Below are 21,114 nucleotides of genomic sequence, written 5' to 3'. Positions count from 1 at the left end.
GAAGAGGCAGCCCCCCCCCCCCCCCCCCTCCCCCTCCCCCCCCCCCCCCCCCCCCCCCCCCCCCCCCCCCCCCCCCCCCCCCCCCCCCCCCCGCTCGTGTCGCGGTGCCGCGTCAACCCCGTGCGCGCCGGTTCCCCCCGCCGAGGGTTTTCCGAACGGTCCGTGGCCGGTGTCCGTACGTCCTTATGCGCAGCGAACGGTGCGCACACAGGCCTGTGCGGCACAATGACCCGTGCCCGAAGGTGGTCCAACTCTCAAGTGACGGAATCGGCGTGATGAGCAAGACGACAGTCACAGACATCTCCGCGGAGCCCGGTCCGGAGCGCGGCGCCGGCGTCCCCCGCGCGGTCGGCGGCAGCCGTGCCTTCGCCGTCCTGCTGGTGATCACCGGCGCGGCCGGACTGCTGGCCGCCTGGGTCATCACGATCGACAAGTTCAAGCTGCTGGAAGCCAAGGCCGCCGGAAAGTCGTTCACCCCCTCGTGCAGCCTCAACCCGGTGGTGTCCTGCGGCAGCGTCATGCAGAGCAAGCAGGCCGCCGTCTTCGGCTTCCCGAACCCCATGCTCGGCCTGGTCGCGTACGGGATCGTCGTCTGCGTCGGCATGAGCCTGCTGACCCGCGCCCGGTTCCCGCGCTGGTACTGGCTGACGTTCAACGTCGGCACGCTCTTCGGTGTGGCCTTCTGCACCTGGCTGCAGTTCCAGTCCCTGTACCGGATCAACGCGCTGTGCCTGTGGTGCTCGCTGGCCTGGGTCGCCACGATCACCATGTTCTGGTACGTCACCTCGTTCAACGTCCGCAACGACTTCCTGCCGGCCCCGCGCTGGCTGAAGTCCTTCCTCGGCGAGTTCACCTGGGTGCTGCCCGTCGCGCACGTCGGCGTCATCGGCATGCTGGTCCTCACCCGCTGGTGGGACTTCTGGACCAGCTGACCGGACGGACGGGGCCGGCCGACGGCCCCGACCCGATTGTCAGTGCGGTGTTCTAGGGTTTCAGCGTGGAACCCGACCTCTTCACCGCAGCAGCAGAAGAACGCCAGGAGAAGGACCCGGCGGCCAGCCCCCTGGCGGTGCGCATGCGACCGCGCACCCTCGACGAGGTCGTGGGCCAGCAGCACCTGCTGGGGCCCGGCTCCCCGCTGCGCCGGCTGGTCGGCGAGGGCAACGGCGGCCCCGCCGGACCCTCCTCGGTGATCCTGTGGGGCCCGCCGGGCACCGGCAAGACCACCCTGGCGTACGTGGTCTCGAAGGCCACCAACAAGCGGTTCGTGGAGTTGTCCGCGATCACCGCGGGCGTCAAGGAGGTCCGCGCGGTCATCGACGGCGCCCGCCGCGCCACCGGCGGCTTCGGCAAGGAGACCGTCCTCTTCCTGGACGAGATCCACCGCTTCAGCAAGGCCCAGCAGGACTCCCTGCTCCCGGCCGTGGAGAACCGCTGGGTGACCCTCATCGCGGCCACCACGGAGAACCCGTACTTCTCGGTGATCTCCCCGCTGCTCTCCCGCTCCCTGCTGCTCACCCTCGAACCGCTCACCGACGACGACGTCCGCGGCCTGCTCCGGCGCGCCCTCGGCGACGAACGCGGCCTGAAGGGCGCCGTCGCCCTCCCGGAGGACACCGAGGAGCACCTGCTGCGGATCGCCGGCGGCGACGCCCGCCGCGCCCTCACCGCCCTGGAGGCGGCCGCCGGGGCCGCCCTCGACCAGGGCGAGACCGCGATCAGCCTCCAGACGCTGGAGCAGACCGTCGACCGCGCCGCCGTGAAGTACGACCGCGACGGCGACCAGCACTACGACGTCGCCAGCGCCCTCATCAAGTCCATCCGGGGCTCCGACGTCGACGCGGCCCTGCACTACCTGGCCCGCATGATCGAGGCCGGCGAGGACCCCCGGTTCATCGCCCGCCGCCTGATGATCTCGGCCAGCGAGGACATCGGCCTGGCCGACCCGAACGCCCTGCCGATCGCCGTCGCCGCCGCCCAGGCCGTCGCCATGATCGGTTTCCCGGAGGCCGCCCTCACCCTGAGCCACGCCACCATCGCCCTGGCCCTCGCCCCCAAGTCCAACTCGGCGACCACCGCGATCGGCGCCGCGCTGGAGGACGTACGCAAGGGCCTGGCCGGACCGGTCCCGCCGCACCTGCGCGACGGGCACTACAAGGGCGCCGCGAAGCTCGGCCACGCCCAGGGGTACGTCTACCCGCACGACCTGCCCGAGGGCATCGCCCAGCAGCAGTACGCCCCCGACGCCCTGAAGGACCGCGAGTACTACACGCCGAGCCGGCACGGCGCCGAGGCCAGATACGCGGACGCCGTCGAGTGGACCCGCGGCCACCTCGGTCGCAGGCGGTCCTGAGCACCCTGTAGACTGCTCCGAAGTGCTGAGTCCCGTGCTGTCAGAACGGGACGGACAGCCGGAACCCCCAGCGGGTTCCAGGAGCGTCGCGCACCGTCGAACGGTGTCGCGGGCAGCCCACCACCACCCGGAGTACCGGGACGGTCGGTGGGCCACTCGCGTGCTGCACGTATGTGCCCAGACCAGGGAAGCGGCTGCCCGGCAGGTCCCTTGACGGGATCCGGCGGGTTTTCCCGGCTGCGGATGCGACCTCCCTAACTCTGACGAGCCGACACTACGAAAGAGACGAAAGACAGTGGCGAACCAGTCCCGCCCCAAGGTCAAGAAGTCGCGTGCCCTCGGCATCGCGCTGACCCCGAAGGCCGTCAAGTACTTCGAGGCCCGCCCCTACCCGCCGGGTGAGCACGGCCGCGGCCGCAAGCAGAACTCGGACTACAAGGTCCGTCTGCTGGAGAAGCAGCGCCTGCGCGCTCAGTACGACATCTCCGAGCGCCAGCTGGTCCGCGCCTACGAGCGTGCGTCCAAGGTCCAGGGCAAGACCGGCGAGGCCCTGATCGTGGAGCTGGAGCGCCGCCTCGACGCGCTGGTCCTGCGTTCGGGCATCGCCCGCACGATCTACCAGGCCCGCCAGATGGTCGTCCACGGCCACATCCAGGTCAACGGTCAGAAGGTCGACAAGCCGTCCTTCCGCGTCCGTCCGGACGACGTCGTGCAGGTCCGCGACCGCTCCAAGGAGAAGACGCTCTTCACGATCGCCCGTGAGGGTGGCTTCGCCCCCGACGGTGAGACCCCGCGCTACCTCCAGGTGAACCTCAAGGCCCTGGCGTTCCGCCTGGACCGCGAGCCGAACCGCAAGGAGATCCCGGTGATCTGCGACGAGCAGCTCGTCGTCGAGTACTACGCCCGCTGACCCCAGCCCAGGCGCAGCACCTCAGCCCGCCGTCTCCCCGCCCTTCCGGGTGGGCGAGGCGGCGGGTTCGCGCTGTCCGGCGCGGGTGCGCGGGAGGGGTCCCCGGGGTGCCGGCAGCGCCGGCAGCGGCCGTACGTCGTGCCTCAGCGCCCGTTCCACCGCCGTCTCCCGGTCCAGCCGCGCCCCCCGGCGCGCCCACTCCTCGTACCCCTCGTCGCCCAGCGCCCTCCGGGCCGTCGCCTCGCACAGCTCGTGCGGGGCGTTGTAGTACGCCGAGCCGAACAGCGGCAGCCCGACCGAGGGCCACATCCGCCCGGCGGCCCCCTGCAGCACCGCCGCCTCCACCGCGTCGCCCTGCGTCACCGTCACCAGGGCCAGCAGCTCGATCGACAGCACCGTTCCCAGCAGATCGCGGAACGTGTGCGCGTTGTCCAGGCAGTCGGTCAGCAGCTCCCGCGCCCGGACCGCGTCGCCGCCCTGCCAGGCCGCGTACGCCAGCACGTACAGCGCGTACGACCGCGCCCACCGCTCCCCGTGGTCCTCGCACACCCGGCGCACGTCCTCGCACAGCCGTACCGCCTCCGGCAGATCCCCCTGGAACGCCCGCGTCATCGCCAGCTCCACCTGGCCCATCAGCACGTTGCTGTTCAGCTCGCCGATCTCCTGGTAGCGCTCCAGCGCCGACCGCAGCAGCGTCTCCGCGCGGGCCATGTCGTCCGAGACCAGGGCCAGGCACCCGGTGCGGTGCTCGGCGTACGCCACCGCCGTCGGATCGGCCGACCGCTCCGCCTGCTCCCGGCAGACCTGGAGCGCCTGCAACGCCGTCACGGTGTCGCCCTGCAGGATCGCCACGTAGCCGAGCACCCACAGCGCCCTCAGCCGGGACTGTTCGTACTCCGAGTCCAGCTCCACGCTGCGCTCCAGCCAGCGCCGGCCCTCCGAGAGCCGGCCGCAGCCCACCCAGCAGAACCACAGCGAACCCGCCAGGTGCTGACCGAGATGGGCCTCCTCCGGCTCGGTCAGACAGAACTCCAGCGCGGTCCGCAGATTCGGCAGCTCGGCCTCGACCCGCGCGGCGACCTCCCGCTGCCGCGGCGAGAACCACTCCAGCTCGCACCAGGTCGCCAGGCCCAGGTACCAGTCCCGGTGCCGTCTGCGCAGCCGGCCCGCGTCCCCGGTCGCCTCCAGCCACTCGGCGCCGTAGGCCCGGACGGTGTCCAGCATCCGGTAGCGGGGGCCCGCCGGGGTGTCCTCGCGGGCCAGCACCGACTGGGCGAGCAGCTCCGAGAGCACGTCCAGCACGTCCCCGGCGGCCAGTCCGTCGCCGCTGCACACGTACTCGGCCGCCTCCAGGTCGAAGGTCTGCGCGAACACCGACAACCGCGCCCACAGCAGCCGCTCGGCCGGCGTGCACAGCTCGTGGCTCCAGCCGATCGCCGTGCGCAGCGTCTGGTGCCGGGGCAGGGCGTCCCGGCCGCCGCCGGTCAGCAGCCGGAACCGGTCGTCCAGGCGCTGCAGGACCTGCCCCGGGGACAGGGCCCGCAGCCGCCCGGCCGCCAGTTCGAGCGCCAGCGGAACCCCCTCCAGCCGCCGGCACAGCTCCCGCACCTCGGCACCGTCGGACACCGGCACACCATGCGCCCGGGCCCGGTCCGCGAACAGCTCCACCGCCTCGTCCTCGCCGAGCGGCGCCAGCGGGAACAGCCGCTCGCCGGCGAGGCCCAGCGGACGCCGGCCCACCGCCAGCACCCGCAGCTCCGGCAGCCGGCGCAGCAGCTCCGCCGTCAGATCCGCGCAGGCCGGCACCAGGTGCTCGAACCCGTCCAGCACCAGCAGCGCCGGACGGCCGGCCAGATGCTCCAGCAGCGTCTCCCGGGGCATCCGGGTGGTGTGGTCGGTCAGCCCCAGCGCCTCCACCACCGCGTACTCCACGAACTGCGGATCGCGCACCGTCGCCAGCTCAACCCGCCCCCGCCGCGGACCGTCCCCCGGGGCACCGGACGCCCACCGCGCCGCCGCCCGCGCGGCCAGCCGGGACTTGCCGACCCCGCCCACCCCGGTGACGGTCACCAGCCGTGCCTGGCCGAGCGCCGCCGTCAGCTCGGCCAGCTCGGCCGAGCGCCCGACGAAAGCGGTGAGTTCGAGGGACGGATCGCCGTCCGCCCGGGAGCCGGGGCTCTGAGGACCTCGCATGGGACACGGAGCGTACTGAACCGTGTTCACTCCGTACAATCCCCTACCGCAACTCCGCCCGCTGCGCGGGGGTAATCGGGTACGGAGCCGCGGCCCCGGCGCGATAGGCTCGGGGCACTGCTTTTTCATGGTTCAGATGTTCAGAGCACGTTTCAGGGAGCGGGTGCGCACAGTGTCCGGTGGAGAGGTGGCCGGGATTCTGGTGGCCGTGTTCTGGGCGATCCTGGTCTCCTTCCTCGCGGTCGCACTGGCGAGGCTGGCCCAGACGCTCAAGGCGACCACCAAGCTCGTCGCGGACGTGACCGACCAGGCGGTGCCGCTGCTCGCCGACGCCTCCCAGGCGGTGCGCTCGGCGCAGACCCAGATCGACCGCGTCGACGCGATCGCCTCCGACGTCCAGGAGGTCACGTCCAACGCCTCCGCGCTGTCCACCACCGTCGCCTCCACCTTCGGCGGTCCGCTGGTCAAGGTCGCGGCCTTCGGCTACGGCGTGCGCCGGGCCCTCGGCGGCCGCAAGGAGGACGTGCCCGCCAAGTCGCCCCGGCGTACGGTGATCGTGGGCCGGACGGTCCCCGCCGCACGACGCAAGCGGAAGTAAGGACTGAGACCGAGCGATGTTCCGCCGTACGTTCTGGTTCAGCACCGGTGTCGCCGCCGGAGTGTGGGCCACCACCAAGGTCAACCGCAAGCTCAGGCAGCTGACCCCGGAGAGCCTGGCCGCCACCGCCGCCCACAAGGCCCTGGAGACCGGTCAGCGGCTGAAGGACCGCGCGGTCGGCTTCGCGCTCGACGTCCGCGACAACATGGCCCAGCGGGAGGCCGAGCTGGAGGAGGCCCTCGGCATCCAGGACAGCCCCGAACTCCCGGCACCCCGGCGGTTCGCCGCCATCGAGAACAACCGCAGCAACCCGAAGTACGTCGAGAACCCGACGTACTCGCACAACCGGAATGAGGACCACTGATGGAGTCGGCCGAGATTCGCCGCCGCTGGCTGAGCTTCTTCGAGGAGCGCGGGCACACCGTCGTCCCTTCGGCGTCGCTCATCGCGGACGACCCGACTCTGCTCCTCGTCCCCGCCGGCATGGTGCCCTTCAAGCCCTACTTCCTGGGTGAGGTCAAGCCGCCGTTCCCGCGCGCCACCAGCGTGCAGAAGTGCGTGCGCACGCCCGACATCGAAGAGGTCGGCAAGACCACGCGCCACGGCACGTTCTTCCAGATGTGCGGCAACTTCTCCTTCGGCGACTACTTCAAGGAAGGCGCCATCAAGCTCGCCTGGGAGCTGCTCACCAGCGCCCAGGACGAGGGCGGCTACGGCCTCGACCCCGAGCGCCTGTGGATCACCGTCTACAAGGACGACGACGAGGCCGAGCGCATCTGGCACGAGGTCGTGGGCGTGCCGAAGGAGCGCATCCAGCGCCTCGGCATGAAGGACAACTACTGGTCCATGGGCGTCCCCGGCCCCTGCGGCCCCTGCTCCGAGATCAACTACGACCGCGGCCCCGAGTTCGGCGTCGAGGGCGGCCCCGCCGTCAACGACGAGCGGTACGTGGAGATCTGGAACCTCGTCTTCATGCAGTACGAGCGGGGCGAGGGCATCGGCAAGGACAACTTCGAGATCCTCGGGGACCTGCCGAGCAAGAACATCGACACGGGCCTCGGCCTGGAGCGGCTCGCCATGATTCTGCAGGGCGTGCAGAACATGTACGAGATCGACACCTCCATGGCCGTCATCGACAAGGCCACCGAGCTGACCGGCGTCCGCTACGGCGAGGCCCACGACTCGGACGTGTCGCTCCGTGTGGTCACGGACCACATGCGCACGGCCACCATGCTCATCGGCGACGGTGTCACCCCGGGCAACGAGGGCCGCGGCTACGTCCTGCGCCGTATCATGCGCCGCGCCATCCGCAACATGCGCCTGCTCGGCGCCACCGGTCCGGTCGTCAAGGACCTGGTCGACACCGTGATCGGCATGATGGGCCGGCAGTACCCCGAGCTGATCACCGACCGCGAGCGCATCGAGAAGGTCGCCCTCGCCGAGGAGAACGCCTTCCTCAAGACGCTCAAGGCCGGCACCAACATCCTCGACACCGCCGTCACCGAGACCAAGCAGTCCGGCGGCACGGTCCTCTCCGGCGACAAGGCCTTCCTGCTCCACGACACCTGGGGCTTCCCGATCGACCTCACCCTGGAGATGGCCGCCGAGCAGGGCCTGTCCGTGGACGAGGACGGCTTCCGGCGCCTGATGAAGGAGCAGCGGGAGCGCGCCAAGGCCGACGCCCAGGCCAAGAAGACCGGTCACGCCGACATGGGCGCCTACCGCGAGATCGCCGACGCCGCCGGCGAGACCGACTTCATCGGCTACACGGACACCGAGGGCGAGTCCACGATCGTCGGCATCCTCGTCGACGGGGTCTCCTCCCCGGCCGCCACCGAGGGCGACGAGGTCGAGATCGTCCTCGACCGCACCCCCTTCTACGCCGAGGGCGGTGGCCAGATCGGCGACACCGGCCGCATCAGGATCGACTCCGGTGCCGTCATCGAGGTCCGCGACTGCCAGAAGCCGGTCCCGGGCGTGTACGTCCACAAGGGCGTCGTCCAGGTCGGCGAGGTGACCGTCGGCGCCAAGGCCCACGCCTCCATCGACGCCCGCCGTCGTACGGCCATCGCCCGCGCCCACTCGGCCACCCACCTGACCCACCAGGCCCTGCGCGACGCCCTCGGCCCCACGGCCGCCCAGGCCGGCTCCGAGAACCAGCCGGGCCGCTTCCGCTTCGACTTCGGCTCGCCGTCCGCCGTCCCCACGGCCGTGATGACCGACGTCGAGCAGAAGATCAACGAGGTGCTGGCCCGCGACCTCGACGTGCACGCCGAGGTCATGGGCATCGACGAGGCCAAGAAGCAGGGCGCCATCGCCGAGTTCGGCGAGAAGTACGGCGAGCGGGTCCGCGTCGTCACCATCGGCGACTTCTCCAAGGAGCTGTGCGGCGGCACCCACGTGCACAACACCGCCCAGCTGGGCCTGGTGAAGCTGCTCGGCGAGTCCTCCATCGGCTCGGGTGTGCGCCGTATCGAGGCCCTCGTCGGCGTGGACGCCTACAACTTCCTCGCCCGTGAGCACACGGTCGTCAACCAGCTGACCGAGCTGCTCAAGGGCCGCCCGGAGGAACTGCCGGAGAAGGTCTCCGCCATGCTCGGCAAGCTCAAGGACGCCGAGAAGGAGATCGAGAAGTTCCGCGCCGAGAAGGTGCTCCAGGCCGCCGCCGGCCTCGCCGAGTCCGCCAAGGACGTGCGCGGCGTCGCCCTGGTGACCGGCCGGGTCCCGGACGGCACCACCCCGGACGACCTGCGCAAGCTGGTCCTGGACGTGCGCGGCCGGATCCAGGGCGGACGCGCCGCGGTGGTCGCCCTCTTCACGGTGAACAACGGCAAGCCGCTCACGGTCATCGCCACCAACGACGCCGCCCGCGAGCGCGGCCTCAAGGCCGGTGACCTGGTCCGCACGGCCGCCAAGACGCTCGGCGGCGGCGGTGGCGGCAAGCCGGACGTCGCCCAGGGCGGCGGCCAGAACCCGGCCGCGATCGGCGAGGCCGTCGACGCCGTCGAGCGGCTCGTGACGGAAACGGCGAAGTGACGATGCGCCGAGGGCGTCGACTCGCGATCGACGTCGGGGACGCCCGGATCGGGGTCGCCTCGTGCGACCCCGACGGGATCCTCGCCACCCCGGTGGAGACCGTCCCCGGACGGGACGTCCCCGCCGCCCACCGCCGGCTGCTCCGCCTGGTGGAGGAGTACGAACCGATCGAGGTCGTCGTCGGCCTCCCTCGCTCCCTCAAGGGGGGCGAGGGCCCGGCCGCGGTCAAGGTCCGCGCCTTCGCCCAGGAGCTGGCCAAGGGCATCAGGCCGGTGCCGGTGCGGCTGGTGGACGAGCGGATGACGACGGTGACGGCCAGTCAGGGGCTGCGCGCCTCGGGCGTGAAGTCGAAGAAGGGCCGCGCGGTCATCGACCAGGCCGCCGCCGTCATCATTTTGCAGCAGGCCCTGGAATCCGAACGGGTGTCAGGCGATCCACCCGGCGAAGGCGTCGAAGTGGTCATCTGATCGCGATACGGTAACGTTCCGCGCGATGCGCCGGTGTTCGAACAGCCGGCGCACAGCAAGAGGCGGAGCGGAAGCCGGCCCACCGGCCGCGTGACCGCCGGCCTCGCGGCTCTAGGGGATCGATGACTGAGTATGGCCGGGGCCCAGGCTCCGAACCGTGGCATCCGGAGGACCCGTTGTACGGGGACGGCGGATGGGGAGGACAGCAGACCCAGGCGGGCCGGCAGTCCGCCCACGACGGCCGGCCGCAGCAGAACCATCCCCAGGCTCCGCAGTACGGCGACTGGAACCAGCAACAGCAGCCCGGGTACGACGGGCAGCAGCACCAGTACCACGACGGTTCCGGCCGGCACTTCGACCAGCGGTTCGACGGTCACACCCCGCACCAGCCCCACCAGGGCGGCTGGGACGCGACCGGCACCCACGGCCATGTGCCGTACGCCGCCGACCCCGGCGACCCGTACGGCCAGCAGCCCGTGGCCTACGGCGGCGAGCAGCCCGACTTCTACGGCACCGAGGACGCCTACCCGCCGCCGGAGCCGCCCGGCCGCAGGCGCCCCGAGCCGGAGCCCGAGCCCGAGCTCGAGCCGGCGGCCGAGGAGGAGCACGCCTTCTTCGCGGGCGGCGGCGAGGACGACGAGGAGCACCAGCTCCAGAGCCGGCGGGAGCGGCGCGGCAAGGGCGGCAAGAAGCCCGTCAAGAGCAAGAAGAGGCGCACCGGCTGCGCCTGCATGGTGGTCGTCCTGGTCTTCGGCGGCGGCCTCGGCGGCGTCGGGTACTTCGGGTACCAGTTCTACCAAAATCGTTTCGGCACGGCCCCGGACTACGCGGGCGACGGCAACGGGGAGCACGTCACCGTCGAGATCCCCAAGGGCGCCGGGGGCTGGGAGATCGGCCAGAAGCTGAAGGACGCGGGTGTCGTCGAGAGCGCCGCCGCGTTCGTCTCCGCACTGCAGGCCAACCCTGACGGCAAATCGCTGCAGGACGGTGTCTACACCCTGGAGAAGGAGATGTCCGCGGCCAGCGCCGTCCGGCTGATGCTGGACCCGCGCAGCCAGAACAACGTGGTGGTCACCCCGGGCGAGCGCAACTCGGGCGTCTACGCGGCCATCGACAAGAAGCTGGAGCTGTCCGCGGGCGCGACCAAGAAGGCCGCCGACCAGCAGTACAAGAGCCTCGGCCTGCCGGCCTGGGCGCAGAACAGCGGCGAGGTCAAGGACCGGCTGGAGGGCTTCCTCTTCCCGGGCACCTATCCGGCCGCCAAGGGCATGAAGCCCGAGGCCGTCCTGAAGCAGATGGTCACCCAGGCCAAGCAGAAGTACGCCGCCTACGGCCTGACCGAGAAGGCCAAGGCGCTCGGCCTGGACAACGCCTTCCAGCTCGTCACCGTCGCCAGCCTGGTCCAGGCCGAGGGCAAGACCCACGACGACTTCCGCAAGATGGCGGAGGTGGTCTACAACCGCCTGAAGCCCACCAACACCGAGACCAACCGGCTGCTGCAGTTCGACTCGACCTACAACTACCTCAAGGGCACGAGCAACATCCACATCTCCGAGAAGGAGATCAACGGCAACACGAGCCCGTACAACACGTACCGGCACCCGGGGCTTCCGCCCGGCCCGATCGGCAACCCCGGCGAGGACGCGCTGAAGGCGTCCCTGAACCCGACGCACGACGGCTGGATCTACTTCGTGGCGACCGACGGCACGAACAACACCGAGTTCGCCAAGACCTACGCAGAATTCCTAGAGCTCAAGGACAAGTTCAATGCCAACGCGGGCAACTGACGGCCGCCGTGCCGCCGTGCTCGGATCGCCGATCGCCCACTCCCTCTCCCCGGTGCTGCACCGCGCCGCGTACGAGGCGGCCGGCCTCACCGGCTGGTCGTACGACAGCTTCGACGTCGACGAGGCCGCCCTGCCCGGCTTCCTGGACGGGCTCGGGCCGGAGTGGGCCGGGCTGTCGCTGACCATGCCGCTGAAGCGGGCGGTGATCCCGCTGCTGGACGAGGTCAGCGACACGGCCGCCTCGGTCGACGCGGTCAACACCCTCGTCCTCACCGAGGACGGCCGCCGGCTCGGCGACAACACCGACATCCCGGGCATGGTCGCCGCCCTGCGCGAGCACGGCATCGAAGAGGTCGCGTCCGCCGCGATCCTCGGGGCCGGCGCCACCGCCTCCTCCGCGCTCGCCGCGCTGGCCCGGATCTGCACCGGGGAGGTCGTGGCCTACGTCCGCAGCGAGGCCCGCGCCGCCGAGATGCGGCAGTGGGGCGAACGGCTCGACGTGGAGGTCCGTACGGCGGACTGGGCGGACGCGGCCGAGGCGCTGCGCGCCCCCCTGGTGATCGCCACCACGCCCGCGGGGACGACCGACGCCCTCGCCGGCGCCGTACCCGAACGCCCCGCCACCCTCTTCGACGTGCTCTACGACCCCTGGCCCACCGAGCTGGCGGCCCGCTGGTCCATGTTCGGCGGTGCCGTGGTCAGCGGCCTCGACCTGCTGGTCCACCAGGCCGTGCTCCAGTTCGAGCAGATGACCGGGCACGTCCCCGGCCCGGTGGAGGCCATGCGGCACGCCGGGGAGAAGGCGCTCGCGGCCCGCTGACGCCCCCGCCGCGTCCGCTTCCTGGACCGGCGGCCTGCTTCCGTCCCCGGACGTGGGAGGATCGGAGGTGGCGCACCGGGGTCGCGCACCCGGTGGCGCCGTCGCCGTGCGCGAGGACGCGCGTACGCAGGGCAGTACCGGACGCGAACACTGAGGAGCACCGTTGAGCAGGCTGCGTTGGCTGACCGCGGGGGAGTCCCACGGTCCCGCACTTGTCGCGACGCTGGAGGGTCTTCCCGCCGGCGTGCCGATCACCACGGAGATGGTGGCGGATCACCTGGCGCGGCGGCGGCTCGGTTACGGCCGCGGTGCGCGGATGAAGTTCGAGCGCGACGAGGTCACGTTCCTGGGCGGGGTGCGGCACGGCCTGACCCTCGGCTCCCCGGTTGCGGTCATGGTCGGCAACACCGAGTGGCCGAAGTGGGAGCAGGTCATGGCCGCCGACCCGGTCGATCCCGAGGTACTGGCCGGCCTCGCCCGCAACGCGCCGCTGACCCGCCCGCGCCCCGGCCACGCGGACCTGGCGGGGATGCAGAAGTACGGCTTCGACGAGGCCCGCCCCATCCTGGAACGCGCCTCGGCCCGGGAGACCGCCGCGCGCGTCGCGCTGGGTGCCGTGGCCCGCTCCTACCTGAAGGAGACGGCCGGTATCGAGATCGTCTCCCACGTGGTCGAACTGTGCTCCGTGAAGGCCCCGCAGGGCGTCTACCCCACCCCGGCCGACGTCGAGAAGCTGGACGCCGACCCGCTGCGCTGCCTCGACGCGGACGCCTCGAAGGCGATGGTCGCGGAGATCGACCAGGCCCACAAGGACGGCGACACCCTCGGCGGTGTGGTCGAGGTCCTGGCCTACGGCGTCCCGGTCGGGCTCGGCTCGCACGTGCACTGGGACCGCAGGCTGGACGCGCGCCTGGCCGCCGCCCTGATGGGCATCCAGGCCATCAAGGGCGTCGAGATCGGCGACGGTTTCGAGCTGGCCCGTGTGCCCGGGTCCCAGGCCCACGACGAGATCGTCAACACCCCCGAGGGCATCCGGCGCGTCTCCGGCCGCTCGGGCGGCACCGAGGGCGGCCTCAGCACCGGTGAGCTGCTGCGGGTGCGCGCGGCGATGAAGCCGATCGCGACCGTGCCGCGCGCCCTGAAGACGGTCGACGTCAGCACCGGCGAGCCCGCCCAGGCCCACCACCAGCGCTCGGACGTCTCCGCCGTCCCGGCCGCCGGCATCGTCGCCGAGGCCATGGTGGCGCTCGTCCTCGCGGACGCCGTCGCGGAGAAGTTCGGCGGCGACTCCGTCCCCGAGACCCGCCGCAACGTGCAGTCGTACCTCGACAGCCTGGGGATCAGGTGAGCGGCGGACCCGCGGTCGTCCTCGTCGGCCCGATGGGGGTGGGCAAGTCCACCGTCGGGCGGCTGCTCGCCGGGCGTCTGGGCGTGGGCTACCGGGACACCGACGAGGACATCGTCGCCGCCCAGGGCCGCACCATCGCCGAGATCTTCGTCGACGAGGGCGAGGAGGCCTTCCGCGCCGTCGAGAAGGCCGCCGTACGCGCCGCGCTCACCGAGCACGACGGTGTCGTCGCGCTCGGCGGCGGGGCGGTCCTCGACCCGGACACGCGCGCCCTGCTCGCCGGGCACCGGGTGGTCTACCTGTCGATGGACGTCGAGGAGGCCGTGAAGCGGACCGGCCTGAACGTGGCCCGCCCGCTGCTGGCGGTCAACCCGCGCAAGCAGTGGCGGGAGTTGATGGAGGCGCGCCGGCACCTGTACGAGGAGGTCGCCACCGCGGTGGTGGCCACCGACGGGCGTACCCCCGAAGAGGTAACCCAAGCAGCGCTGGACGCAGTGGAGTTGAAGCAGGTATGAGCGAGGCAGTCACCCGGATCCCGGTCGCCGGTACCGCGGGCACCGACCCGTACGAGGTGCTGGTGGGCCGGCAGCTGCTGGGCGAGCTGGCCGGACTGATCGGGAACCAGGCCAAGCGCGTCGCCGTGATCCACCCGGAGGCGCTGGCCGACACCGGAGAGGCGCTGCGCGCCGATCTGGCCGAGCAGGGGTACGAGGCCGTCGCCATCCAGGTGCCCAACGCCGAGGAGGCCAAGACCGCCGAGGTCGCCGCCTACTGCTGGAAGGCGCTGGGCCAGTGCGGTTTCACCCGCACCGACGTCATCGTCGGCGTCGGCGGCGGGTCGACCACCGACCTCGCCGGGTTCGTCGCCGCGACCTGGCTGCGCGGGGTGCGCTGGATCGCCGTACCGACCACCGTGCTCGCCATGGTGGACGCGGCGGTCGGCGGCAAGACCGGCATCAACACCGCCGAGGGCAAGAACCTGGTCGGCTCCTTCCACCCGCCGGCCGGTGTGCTGTGCGACCTGGCCGCGCTGGACTCCCTCCAGGTGCACGACTACGTCTCCGGCCTGGCCGAGGTCATCAAGGCGGGGTTCATCGCCGACCCGGCGATCCTGGGCCTGATCGAGGCCGACCCCGAGGGTGCCCGCACCCCGGCGGGCCCGCACACGGCCGAGCTGATCGAGCGGTCGATCCGGGTCAAGGCGGACGTCGTCTCCTCGGACCTGAAGGAGTCCGGCCTGCGGGAGATCCTCAACTACGGCCACACGCTGGGCCACGCGATCGAGAAGAACGAGCGGTACAAGTGGCGGCACGGCGCGGCGGTCGCGGTCGGCATGCACTTCGCCGCCGAACTGGGCCGGCTGGCGGGCCGTCTGGACGACGCCACGGCGGACCGGCACCGCACCATCCTCGAATCCGTCGGCCTGCCGCTGCACTACCGCTACGACCAGTGGCCCAAGCTGCTGGAGACGATGAAGGTCGACAAGAAGTCCCGCGGTGACCGCCTGCGCTTCATCGTCCTGGACGGCCTGGCCAGGCCGACCGTCCTGGAGAGCCCGGACCCGGCCGTCCTCCTCGCCGCCTACGGCGAGGTCGGCCAGTAAGTCCCGGACTGCTTCCCCGCGTCCGATTTCCCCCGCCCACCGGGCACTTCGGACCGTCCCCGGCCGTTTCACCAAACGACGGCCGGGGACGGTACCGTTCGGTAGGCGGCGGGGCGCCCCCGCTGCCGGCACGAATTGCCTGGACGAGACGGAGTGGCAACGGATGCAGCACGCAGTGGGGTCTCCGCTGCCGTCGCCCCACCAGCCGGGGCAGGGGCCGCACGCCGGCTGGGCGTCGGCCGCACACCACCCGGGAGCCGCGCCGGGGCCCGCCCCCGTTCCCCCGCCGCCTCCGGCACCCGGGTTCCCGGCCGCCCCGTCGGGCCCCGTGCCGCCGGCCCCGCACCAGCCCCCCGCTTCGCCCCAGCCGCAGCATCCCCGGGCTCCCCATCAGCCGCACCAGCCCCCGGCTCCCCATCAGCCCACCGCCCCCGCCGGTCCGGTGCCGCCGCCCCCGCCACCGCAGCACGCCTCCGGCCTCACGGCCTCCGATAGCACCGGGCACGTCCCGCTGCCACCCGGAGGTGCGGTCGGCACGCCCGCGGCGCCGCCCACCGCGGCCGCGGGACCCGACCCGACGGCCACCACGCTCGCCGTCCTGCTCATCGGCCCGGCCGGTGCGGGCAAGACCAGCGTCGCGAAGTACTGGGCCGACCACCGCCGCGTCCCCACGGCCCACATCAGCCTGGACGACGTCCGCGAGTGGGTCCGCGCGGGCTTCGCCGACCCTCAGGCCGGCTGGAACGACAACTCGGAGGCCCAGTACCGCCTGGCCCGCCGCACCTGCGGCTTCGCCGCCCGCAACTTCCTCGCCAACGGCATCTCCTGCATCCTGGACGACGCCGTCTTCCCGGACCGCCCGGTCGTCGGCCTCGGCGGCTGGAAGCGGCACGTGGGCCCCGGCCTGCTTCCGGTGGTCCTCCTCCCGGGCCTCGACATCGTCCTGGAGCGCAACGCCGAACGCACCGGCAACCGCCGCCTCACCGACGAGGAGGTGGCCCGCATCCACGGCCGCATGGCCGGCTGGTACGGCTCGGGCCTGCCCATCATCGACAACTCCCAGCTGGACGTCCCCGGCACCGCCCGGGTCCTGGACGAGGTCCTGTCGAGAGCGATCGCGAGCCCTCCGAGCTGGTGAGAAGGGGGGCGCGGCGGTCCCCACGGCCCCCGCAACCCCGGTCGGCCCCTCCCGATCGGCACAATCCGGGCAAAGCTCCTACGCTCATCTCATGTCAGAGGTGTACGCGAACCGCCGATCCCGGCTGAGGGACCACTTCAACGCGGCCGGCACCGCGGCAGCGCTCGTCACCCGTCCGGCCAACGTCCGCTACCTCGCCGCCGCAGCCCCGCAGGGCTCCGCCCTGCTGCTCGGCCGGAGCGAGGACCTCCTGGTGTGCGCGAGCCCACCGGAGGACCGTCCCTACGAGGGCCGGCCGGACGAGAGCGTGCGCCTGCACGTGCTGCCGCCGAACGGCGGCGACACCGCCGTCGTGGCCGCCGGCTCCGCCGCCGCCCAGGGCGCCGACTCGCTGGCGGTCGAGGAGCATCACCTCACCGTGGCCCGTCACCGGGCCCTCGCCTCCGTCGCCCCGAAACTCCGCCTCACCGACCTCGCCGGCGCGGTGGAACAGCTCCGGGTGGTCAAGGACGAGGAGGAGATCTCCTGCCTGCGTATCGGCGCGGAGATCGCCGACCAGGCCCTCGGTGAGCTGCTGGAGTCCATCCTGGTCGGCCGCACCGAACGCCACCTGGCCCTGGAGCTGGAGCGGCGGCTGGTCGACCACGGCGCCGACGGGCCGGCCTTCCCCACCTCCGTGGCCACCGGACCGCACGCCGGCCGCCGCGGCCACCGCCCCACCGACCGGCGCGTGGAGGAGGGCGACTTCCTCTCCGTCTGCCTGGGCGCCACCTATCGCGGCTACCGCTGCGAGATCGGCCGCACCTTCGTCATCGGCACCTCGCCCGCCGACTGGCAGATCGAGCTGTACGACCTGGTCTTCGCCGCCCAGCGGGCCGGCCGCGAGTTCCTGGCACCCGGCGCCGCCTACCGCGACGTGGACCGCGCGGCGCGCCAGGTACTGGACTCCGCGGGCTATGCGGAAGCGCTGCCACCGCTGACCGGTCACGGTGTCGGACTCGAAATCGACGAGGACCCGCAGTTGGCTCCCTCGGCCATGGGTAAACTGGACGCTTGCGTGCCGGTCACCGTCGAACCGGGGGTCCACCTCCCGGGCCGGGGCGGTGTCCGGATCGATGACACGCTCGTCGTACGCCCCGAGGCGGACGGCGGACCCGAGCTACTCACCATCACGACCAAGGAGCTGCTCGCGCTGTAGCGCGTGACCCGGGGTCGTACGTCAGTCCAGGAGATTCCGCAACCGTGGCTTCCACGAACGACCTCAAGAACGGCATGGTGCTCAAGCTCGAAGGCGGCCAGCTCTGGTCCGTCGTCGAGTTCCAGCACGTCAAGCCCGGCAAGGGCCCGGCCTTCGTGCGCACCAAGCTCAAGAACGTGCTCTCCGGCAAGGTGGTCGACAAGACCTTCAACGCCGGCGTCAAGGTCGAGACGGCCACTGTCGACAAGCGCGACATGCAGTTCTCGTACATGGACGGCGAGTACTTCGTCTTCATGGACATGGAGACCTACGACCAGCTCCACATCGACCGGAAGGCCGTCGGCGACGCCGCGAACTTCCTGATCGAGGGCTTCACCGCCACCGTCGCGCAGCACGAGGGCGAGGTCCTCTTCGTCGAGCTGCCCGCCGCCGTGGAGCTGACCATCGCCGAGACCGAGCCGGGCGTCCAGGGCGACCGCTCCACCGGTGGCACCAAGCCCGCCATCCTGGAGACCGGCCACCAGATCCAGGTCCCGCTCTTCATCACCACCGGTGAGAAGATCAAGGTCGACACCCGCAGCAGCGACTACCTCGGCCGGGTGAACAGCTAACCGTGGCTGCCCGCAACACGGCCCGCAAGCGCGCCTTCCAGATCCTCTTCGAGGGCGACCAGCGCGGCGCCGACGTCCTGACGGTCCTCGCGGACTGGATCCGGCTCTCCCGGTCCGACACCCGGCAGCCTCCGGTCAGCGAGTACACGATGCAGCTGGTCGAGGGCTACGCCGTGCACGCGAAGCGGATCGACGAGCTGATCGCCCAGTACGCGGTGGGCTGGACGCTCGACCGTATGCCGGTCGTGGACCGCAACATCCTGCGGCTGGGCGCGTACGAGCTGATCTGGGTCGACGAGACCCCGGACGCCGTCGTCCTGGACGAGATGGTGCAGCTGGCGAAGGAGTTCTCGACCGACGAGTCGCCCTCGTTCGTCAACGGTCTGCTGGGCCGGCTGAAGGAACTCAAGCCGTCCCTGCGCCGGGACGAGGCGTAACCGCCCGGCACGCCTCGTCGGAGGGCCCGCAGCACACTCGTGCGGCGGGCCCTCCGGCGTCTCCCGGCCGTCCCGGCCCCGCCGGTCTCCAGCGCGGTCTCAGCGCACGCGAAAAGGCCGCCGGGGTGGCCCGAACCGTATGGTTCCGGCCACCCCGGCGGCACGTTTCTGCTGGGGAGCGTGATTACGCTTCTTCGTGCGTGGCGACCGCACGGCGTGCGTCCGCGTCCAGCACGCCCCAGCTGATCAGCTGCTCGGTGAGGACCGAGGGGGACTGGTCGTAGATGACGGCGAGTGTGCGCAGGTCGTCCTGGCGGATGGAGAGCACCTTGCCGTTGTAGTCACCGCGCTGGGACTGGATCGTCGCCGCGTAGCGCTGCAGGGGGCCCGCCTTCTCGGCCGGCACGGTGGCCAGCCGCTCCAGGTCCAGGACCAGCTTCGGCGGCGGCTCGGCGGCGCCGCCCGGCGTGGTGCCCGGCAGGAGCTCCTGCACCGGAACGCCATAGAAATCGGCCAGCTCGGCCAGTCGCTGCACGGTCACGGCGCGGTCGCCGCGCTCGTACGAACCGACCACCACGGCCTTCCAGCGACCCTGGGACTTCTCCTCGACACCGTGGAGGGAAAGGCCCTGCTGGGTGCGGATGGCCCGGAGCTTGGCCCCGAGCTGTTTGGCGTATTCGCTGGACATATAGCTCCCCGGACACTGTGTCGACGCGGCCGGCTGTCTTCCCGCCGCGCGGCTGGTAACTCACTGTGAGGTTACGCAGCGTGATTCTCCTGCGTCAAGCCGAATGGTCCACACCGACTCTTCCGTGGTAGTGGTGGCCGATTGACCCAAGCGGGTGACAGGGGGGTGGCGAGGGGCCGCCCGGTGACCTGCTACGGTGGATGGCGCAATTCCGACGTCCTTTAAGGTCCGTCCCGTGAGGCGGAGAAGGAGGTCCGTTTCGTATGGACAAGCAAGACAAGCACGACAAGAACGACACGCCCGCGCGTCCGCAGGCGTCCGATGCCCGGCCCGTTCTGGAGGGCCCCGACATCGCACGGGTGCTGACCCGTATCGCCCACGAGATCGTCGAGCGCGCCAAGGGCGCCGACGACGTGGTGCTCCTCGGCATTCCGACCCGGGGCGTCTTCCTCGCCCAGCGGCTCGCCGCCAAGCTGGAGCAGATCACCGACCGCACGATCCCGGTCGGCTCCCTCGACATCACGATGTACCGCGACGACCTGCGCATGCACCCCCCGCGTGCGCTGGCCCGCACCGACATCCCCGGTGACGGCATCGACGGCCGGCTGGTCGTCCTCGTGGACGACGTGCTCTTCTCCGGGCGCACCATCCGCGCCGCCCTGGACGCCCTGAACGACATCGGGCGCCCGCGTGCGGTGCAGCTCGCGGTCCTGGTCGACCGCGGTCACCGGGAACTGCCCATCCGTGCCGACTACGTCGGAAAGAACCTCCCCACGTCGCTGCGGGAGACGGTCAAGGTCCAGCTCGCCGAGGAGGACGGTCGCGACACCGTGCTGCTCGGTGCGAAGGCCGGCCAGTAGCAATCCAGGCGCAGGGCCGCTCCGGCATGCCCCCACGCGCACTGCTTTGCCCCAATTCTCCCGTTTGAACTGCCTTACGGAGCCTGACAGATGCAGCGTCATCTCATCTCGGCCGCCGACCTCACCCGCGACGACGCCGTCCTGATCCTCGACACCGCCGAGGAGATGGCCCGGGTCGCCGACCGGCCGATCAAGAAGCTGCCGACCCTGCGCGGCCGGACGATCGTCAACCTCTTCTTCGAGGACTCCACGCGCACGCGTATCTCCTTCGAGGCCGCCGAGAAGCGGCTCTCCGCCGACGTCATCAACTTCACCGCCAAGGGATCGTCGGTGTCCAAGGGCGAGTCCCTGAAGGACACCGCCCAGACGCTGGAGGCCATGGGCGTCGACGCCGTCGTCATCCGGCACGGCGCCTCCGGGGCCCCGTACCGCCTCGCCAACTCCGGCTGGGTCGACGCCGCCGTCATCAACGCCGGCGACGGCACCCACCAGCACCCCACCCAGGCCCTCCTGGACGCCTTCACCATGCGCCGCCGGCTGCTCGGCCGCGACGCCGGGCTCGGCCAGGACCTGTCCGGCAAGCGGATCACCATCGTCGGCGACGTCCTGCACAGCCGGGTCGCCCGCTCCAACGTCGACCTGCTGCACACCCTCGGCGCCGAGGTCACCCTGGTCGCCCCGCCCACCCTGGTCCCGGTCGGCGTCGACACCTGGCCCTGCACGGTCTCCTACGACCTCGACAGCGCGCTGCCCAAGTGCGACGCGGTGATGATGCTCCGCGTCCAGCGCGAACGCATGAACGCGGCCTTCTTCCCGACCGAGCGCGAGTACTCCCGCCGCTACGGCCTCGACGGCGAGCGCATGGCCAGGCTGCCCGAGCACGCCATCGTGATGCACCCCGGCCCGATGGTCCGCGGCATGGAGATCACCGCCGAGGTCGCCGACTCCGACCGCTGCACCGCCGTCGAGCAGGTGGCCAACGGCGTCTCCATCCGGATGGCCGTCCTGTACCTGCTGCTCGGCGGCAACGAGCCCGCCCAGACCCGCACTGAGGAGAAGTAACCCCC

The 21,114-nt window shown here is 71.7% G+C and carries 20 protein-coding genes; 18 read left to right on the top strand and 2 right to left on the bottom strand.

Annotated features, from left to right (window positions below; genetic code table 11):
• Window positions 1–275: 275 nt before the first annotated feature.
• From ACZ4VF_RS25520 to rpsD, 3 genes are all read left to right on the top strand, one after another.
• A complete protein-coding gene (locus tag ACZ4VF_RS25520) occupies window positions 276–932 on the top strand; it encodes a vitamin K epoxide reductase family protein (protein ID WP_467928787.1) in 657 nt (218 codons plus the stop codon).
• A gap of 65 nt (window positions 933–997) precedes the next feature.
• On the top strand, window positions 998–2,353 hold the full coding sequence (locus ACZ4VF_RS25515) for a replication-associated recombination protein A (RefSeq protein ID WP_467928785.1): 1,356 nt from the start codon (window positions 998–1,000) through the stop codon (window positions 2,351–2,353).
• Window positions 2,354–2,648: 295 nt separating this feature from the next.
• Window positions 2,649–3,263 (top strand): 30S ribosomal protein S4, encoded by a 615-nt coding sequence (gene rpsD / locus ACZ4VF_RS25510; RefSeq protein ID WP_030343860.1) that lies wholly within the window; start codon window positions 2,649–2,651, stop codon window positions 3,261–3,263.
• 21 nt (window positions 3,264–3,284) lie between these two features.
• On the opposite strand, the gene ACZ4VF_RS25505 is transcribed toward rpsD, so the two are convergent.
• Entirely contained in the window at window positions 3,285–5,456 is a 2,172-nt protein-coding gene (locus tag ACZ4VF_RS25505; RefSeq protein ID WP_467928784.1) for an ATP-binding protein, read from the bottom strand.
• 172 nt (window positions 5,457–5,628) lie between these two features.
• On the opposite strand from ACZ4VF_RS25505, the gene ACZ4VF_RS25500 reads away from it, so the two are divergent.
• From ACZ4VF_RS25500 to nusB, 13 genes are all read left to right on the top strand, one after another.
• On the top strand, window positions 5,629–6,054 hold the full coding sequence (locus tag ACZ4VF_RS25500) for a DUF948 domain-containing protein (RefSeq protein WP_467929168.1): 426 nt from the start codon (window positions 5,629–5,631) through the stop codon (window positions 6,052–6,054).
• Between the two features lie 16 nt (window positions 6,055–6,070).
• The gene (locus ACZ4VF_RS25495; RefSeq protein ID WP_467928783.1) at window positions 6,071–6,418 is read left to right on the top strand and encodes a hypothetical protein; all 348 of its coding nucleotides are present in this window, start codon (window positions 6,071–6,073) and stop codon (window positions 6,416–6,418) included.
• Complete coding sequence (alaS, locus tag ACZ4VF_RS25490) at window positions 6,418–9,090, top strand: alanine--tRNA ligase (protein ID WP_467928781.1); 2,673 nt, start codon at window positions 6,418–6,420, stop codon at window positions 9,088–9,090. Before ACZ4VF_RS25495 ends, alaS begins: the two co-directional genes overlap by 1 nt.
• A 2-nt stretch (window positions 9,091–9,092) precedes the next feature.
• Window positions 9,093–9,557, top strand: a complete 465-nt coding sequence (ruvX, locus tag ACZ4VF_RS25485; RefSeq protein WP_467929167.1) for a Holliday junction resolvase RuvX — start codon at window positions 9,093–9,095, stop codon at window positions 9,555–9,557.
• A gap of 122 nt (window positions 9,558–9,679) precedes the next feature.
• Window positions 9,680–11,344 (top strand): endolytic transglycosylase MltG, encoded by a 1,665-nt coding sequence (gene mltG, locus ACZ4VF_RS25480; protein WP_467928780.1) that lies wholly within the window; start codon window positions 9,680–9,682, stop codon window positions 11,342–11,344.
• Window positions 11,325–12,164: a shikimate dehydrogenase gene (locus ACZ4VF_RS25475; RefSeq protein ID WP_467928779.1), complete on the top strand. Its 840-nt coding sequence runs from the start codon at window positions 11,325–11,327 to the stop codon at window positions 12,162–12,164. The genes mltG and ACZ4VF_RS25475 overlap by 20 nt, the downstream gene beginning before the upstream one ends.
• A 163-nt stretch (window positions 12,165–12,327) precedes the next feature.
• The gene (aroC, locus tag ACZ4VF_RS25470) at window positions 12,328–13,512 is read left to right on the top strand and encodes a chorismate synthase (protein ID WP_467928777.1); all 1,185 of its coding nucleotides are present in this window, start codon (window positions 12,328–12,330) and stop codon (window positions 13,510–13,512) included.
• 32 nt (window positions 13,513–13,544) lie between these two features.
• Window positions 13,545–14,027: a shikimate kinase gene (locus ACZ4VF_RS25465; protein WP_467929165.1), complete on the top strand. Its 483-nt coding sequence runs from the start codon at window positions 13,545–13,547 to the stop codon at window positions 14,025–14,027.
• Window positions 14,024–15,115, top strand: coding sequence for a 3-dehydroquinate synthase (aroB, locus tag ACZ4VF_RS25460; protein ID WP_467928776.1), 1,092 nt, complete (start codon window positions 14,024–14,026; stop codon window positions 15,113–15,115). The genes ACZ4VF_RS25465 and aroB overlap by 4 nt, the downstream gene beginning before the upstream one ends.
• Before the next feature lie 163 nt (window positions 15,116–15,278).
• A complete protein-coding gene (locus ACZ4VF_RS25455; RefSeq protein ID WP_467928774.1) occupies window positions 15,279–16,253 on the top strand; it encodes a Pro-rich N-terminal domain-containing protein in 975 nt (324 codons plus the stop codon).
• A 91-nt stretch (window positions 16,254–16,344) separates the two neighbouring features.
• A complete protein-coding gene (locus ACZ4VF_RS25450) occupies window positions 16,345–17,451 on the top strand; it encodes an aminopeptidase P family protein (protein ID WP_467928772.1) in 1,107 nt (368 codons plus the stop codon).
• Between the two features lie 44 nt (window positions 17,452–17,495).
• A complete protein-coding gene (gene efp, locus ACZ4VF_RS25445) occupies window positions 17,496–18,062 on the top strand; it encodes an elongation factor P (RefSeq protein ID WP_467928771.1) in 567 nt (188 codons plus the stop codon).
• A 2-nt stretch (window positions 18,063–18,064) separates the two neighbouring features.
• Entirely contained in the window at window positions 18,065–18,499 is a 435-nt protein-coding gene (nusB, locus tag ACZ4VF_RS25440; protein ID WP_189300531.1) for a transcription antitermination factor NusB, read from the top strand.
• Window positions 18,500–18,683: 184 nt separating this feature from the next.
• Here nusB and bldD read toward each other — a convergent pair whose 3' ends face one another.
• Window positions 18,684–19,187 carry a transcriptional regulator BldD gene (bldD, locus tag ACZ4VF_RS25435; RefSeq protein ID WP_014671524.1) on the bottom strand — a complete coding sequence of 168 codons (504 nt, stop codon included), beginning with the start codon at window positions 19,185–19,187 and terminating at the stop codon, window positions 18,684–18,686.
• A gap of 263 nt (window positions 19,188–19,450) precedes the next feature.
• Between bldD and pyrR the strand changes: the two genes are divergently transcribed.
• Both pyrR and ACZ4VF_RS25425 read left to right on the top strand, forming a co-directional pair.
• Window positions 19,451–20,047: a bifunctional pyr operon transcriptional regulator/uracil phosphoribosyltransferase PyrR gene (gene pyrR, locus ACZ4VF_RS25430; RefSeq protein WP_467928769.1), complete on the top strand. Its 597-nt coding sequence runs from the start codon at window positions 19,451–19,453 to the stop codon at window positions 20,045–20,047.
• Between the two features lie 90 nt (window positions 20,048–20,137).
• Window positions 20,138–21,109 carry an aspartate carbamoyltransferase catalytic subunit gene (locus ACZ4VF_RS25425; RefSeq protein WP_467928768.1) on the top strand — a complete coding sequence of 324 codons (972 nt, stop codon included), beginning with the start codon at window positions 20,138–20,140 and terminating at the stop codon, window positions 21,107–21,109.
• The last annotated feature ends 5 nt before the right edge of the window (window positions 21,110–21,114 follow it).

The organism is Streptomyces sp. NPDC029151 (assembly GCF_055564315.1).
This window is presented reverse-complemented; position numbering and strand designations above follow the sequence as displayed.

Coding starts and splice junctions, on each gene's coding strand:
- ACZ4VF_RS25520 (WP_467928787.1), top strand. CDS start 276: ATGAGCAAGACGACAGTCACAGACATCTCCGCGGAGCCCGGTCCGGAG.
- ACZ4VF_RS25505 (WP_467928784.1), bottom strand. CDS start 5,456: ATGCGAGGTCCTCAGAGCCCCGGCTCCCGGGCGGACGGCGATCCGTCC.
- ACZ4VF_RS25495 (WP_467928783.1), top strand. CDS start 6,071: ATGTTCCGCCGTACGTTCTGGTTCAGCACCGGTGTCGCCGCCGGAGTG.
- alaS (WP_467928781.1), top strand. CDS start 6,418: ATGGAGTCGGCCGAGATTCGCCGCCGCTGGCTGAGCTTCTTCGAGGAG.
- ruvX (WP_467929167.1), top strand. CDS start 9,093: ATGCGCCGAGGGCGTCGACTCGCGATCGACGTCGGGGACGCCCGGATC.
- mltG (WP_467928780.1), top strand. CDS start 9,680: ATGACTGAGTATGGCCGGGGCCCAGGCTCCGAACCGTGGCATCCGGAG.
- ACZ4VF_RS25475 (WP_467928779.1), top strand. CDS start 11,325: ATGCCAACGCGGGCAACTGACGGCCGCCGTGCCGCCGTGCTCGGATCG.
- ACZ4VF_RS25465 (WP_467929165.1), top strand. CDS start 13,545: ATGGGGGTGGGCAAGTCCACCGTCGGGCGGCTGCTCGCCGGGCGTCTG.
- aroB (WP_467928776.1), top strand. CDS start 14,024: ATGAGCGAGGCAGTCACCCGGATCCCGGTCGCCGGTACCGCGGGCACC.
- ACZ4VF_RS25455 (WP_467928774.1), top strand. CDS start 15,279: ATGCAGCACGCAGTGGGGTCTCCGCTGCCGTCGCCCCACCAGCCGGGG.
- ACZ4VF_RS25450 (WP_467928772.1), top strand. CDS start 16,345: ATGTCAGAGGTGTACGCGAACCGCCGATCCCGGCTGAGGGACCACTTC.
- bldD (WP_014671524.1), bottom strand. CDS start 19,187: ATGTCCAGCGAATACGCCAAACAGCTCGGGGCCAAGCTCCGGGCCATC.
- pyrR (WP_467928769.1), top strand. CDS start 19,451: ATGGACAAGCAAGACAAGCACGACAAGAACGACACGCCCGCGCGTCCG.
- ACZ4VF_RS25425 (WP_467928768.1), top strand. CDS start 20,138: ATGCAGCGTCATCTCATCTCGGCCGCCGACCTCACCCGCGACGACGCC.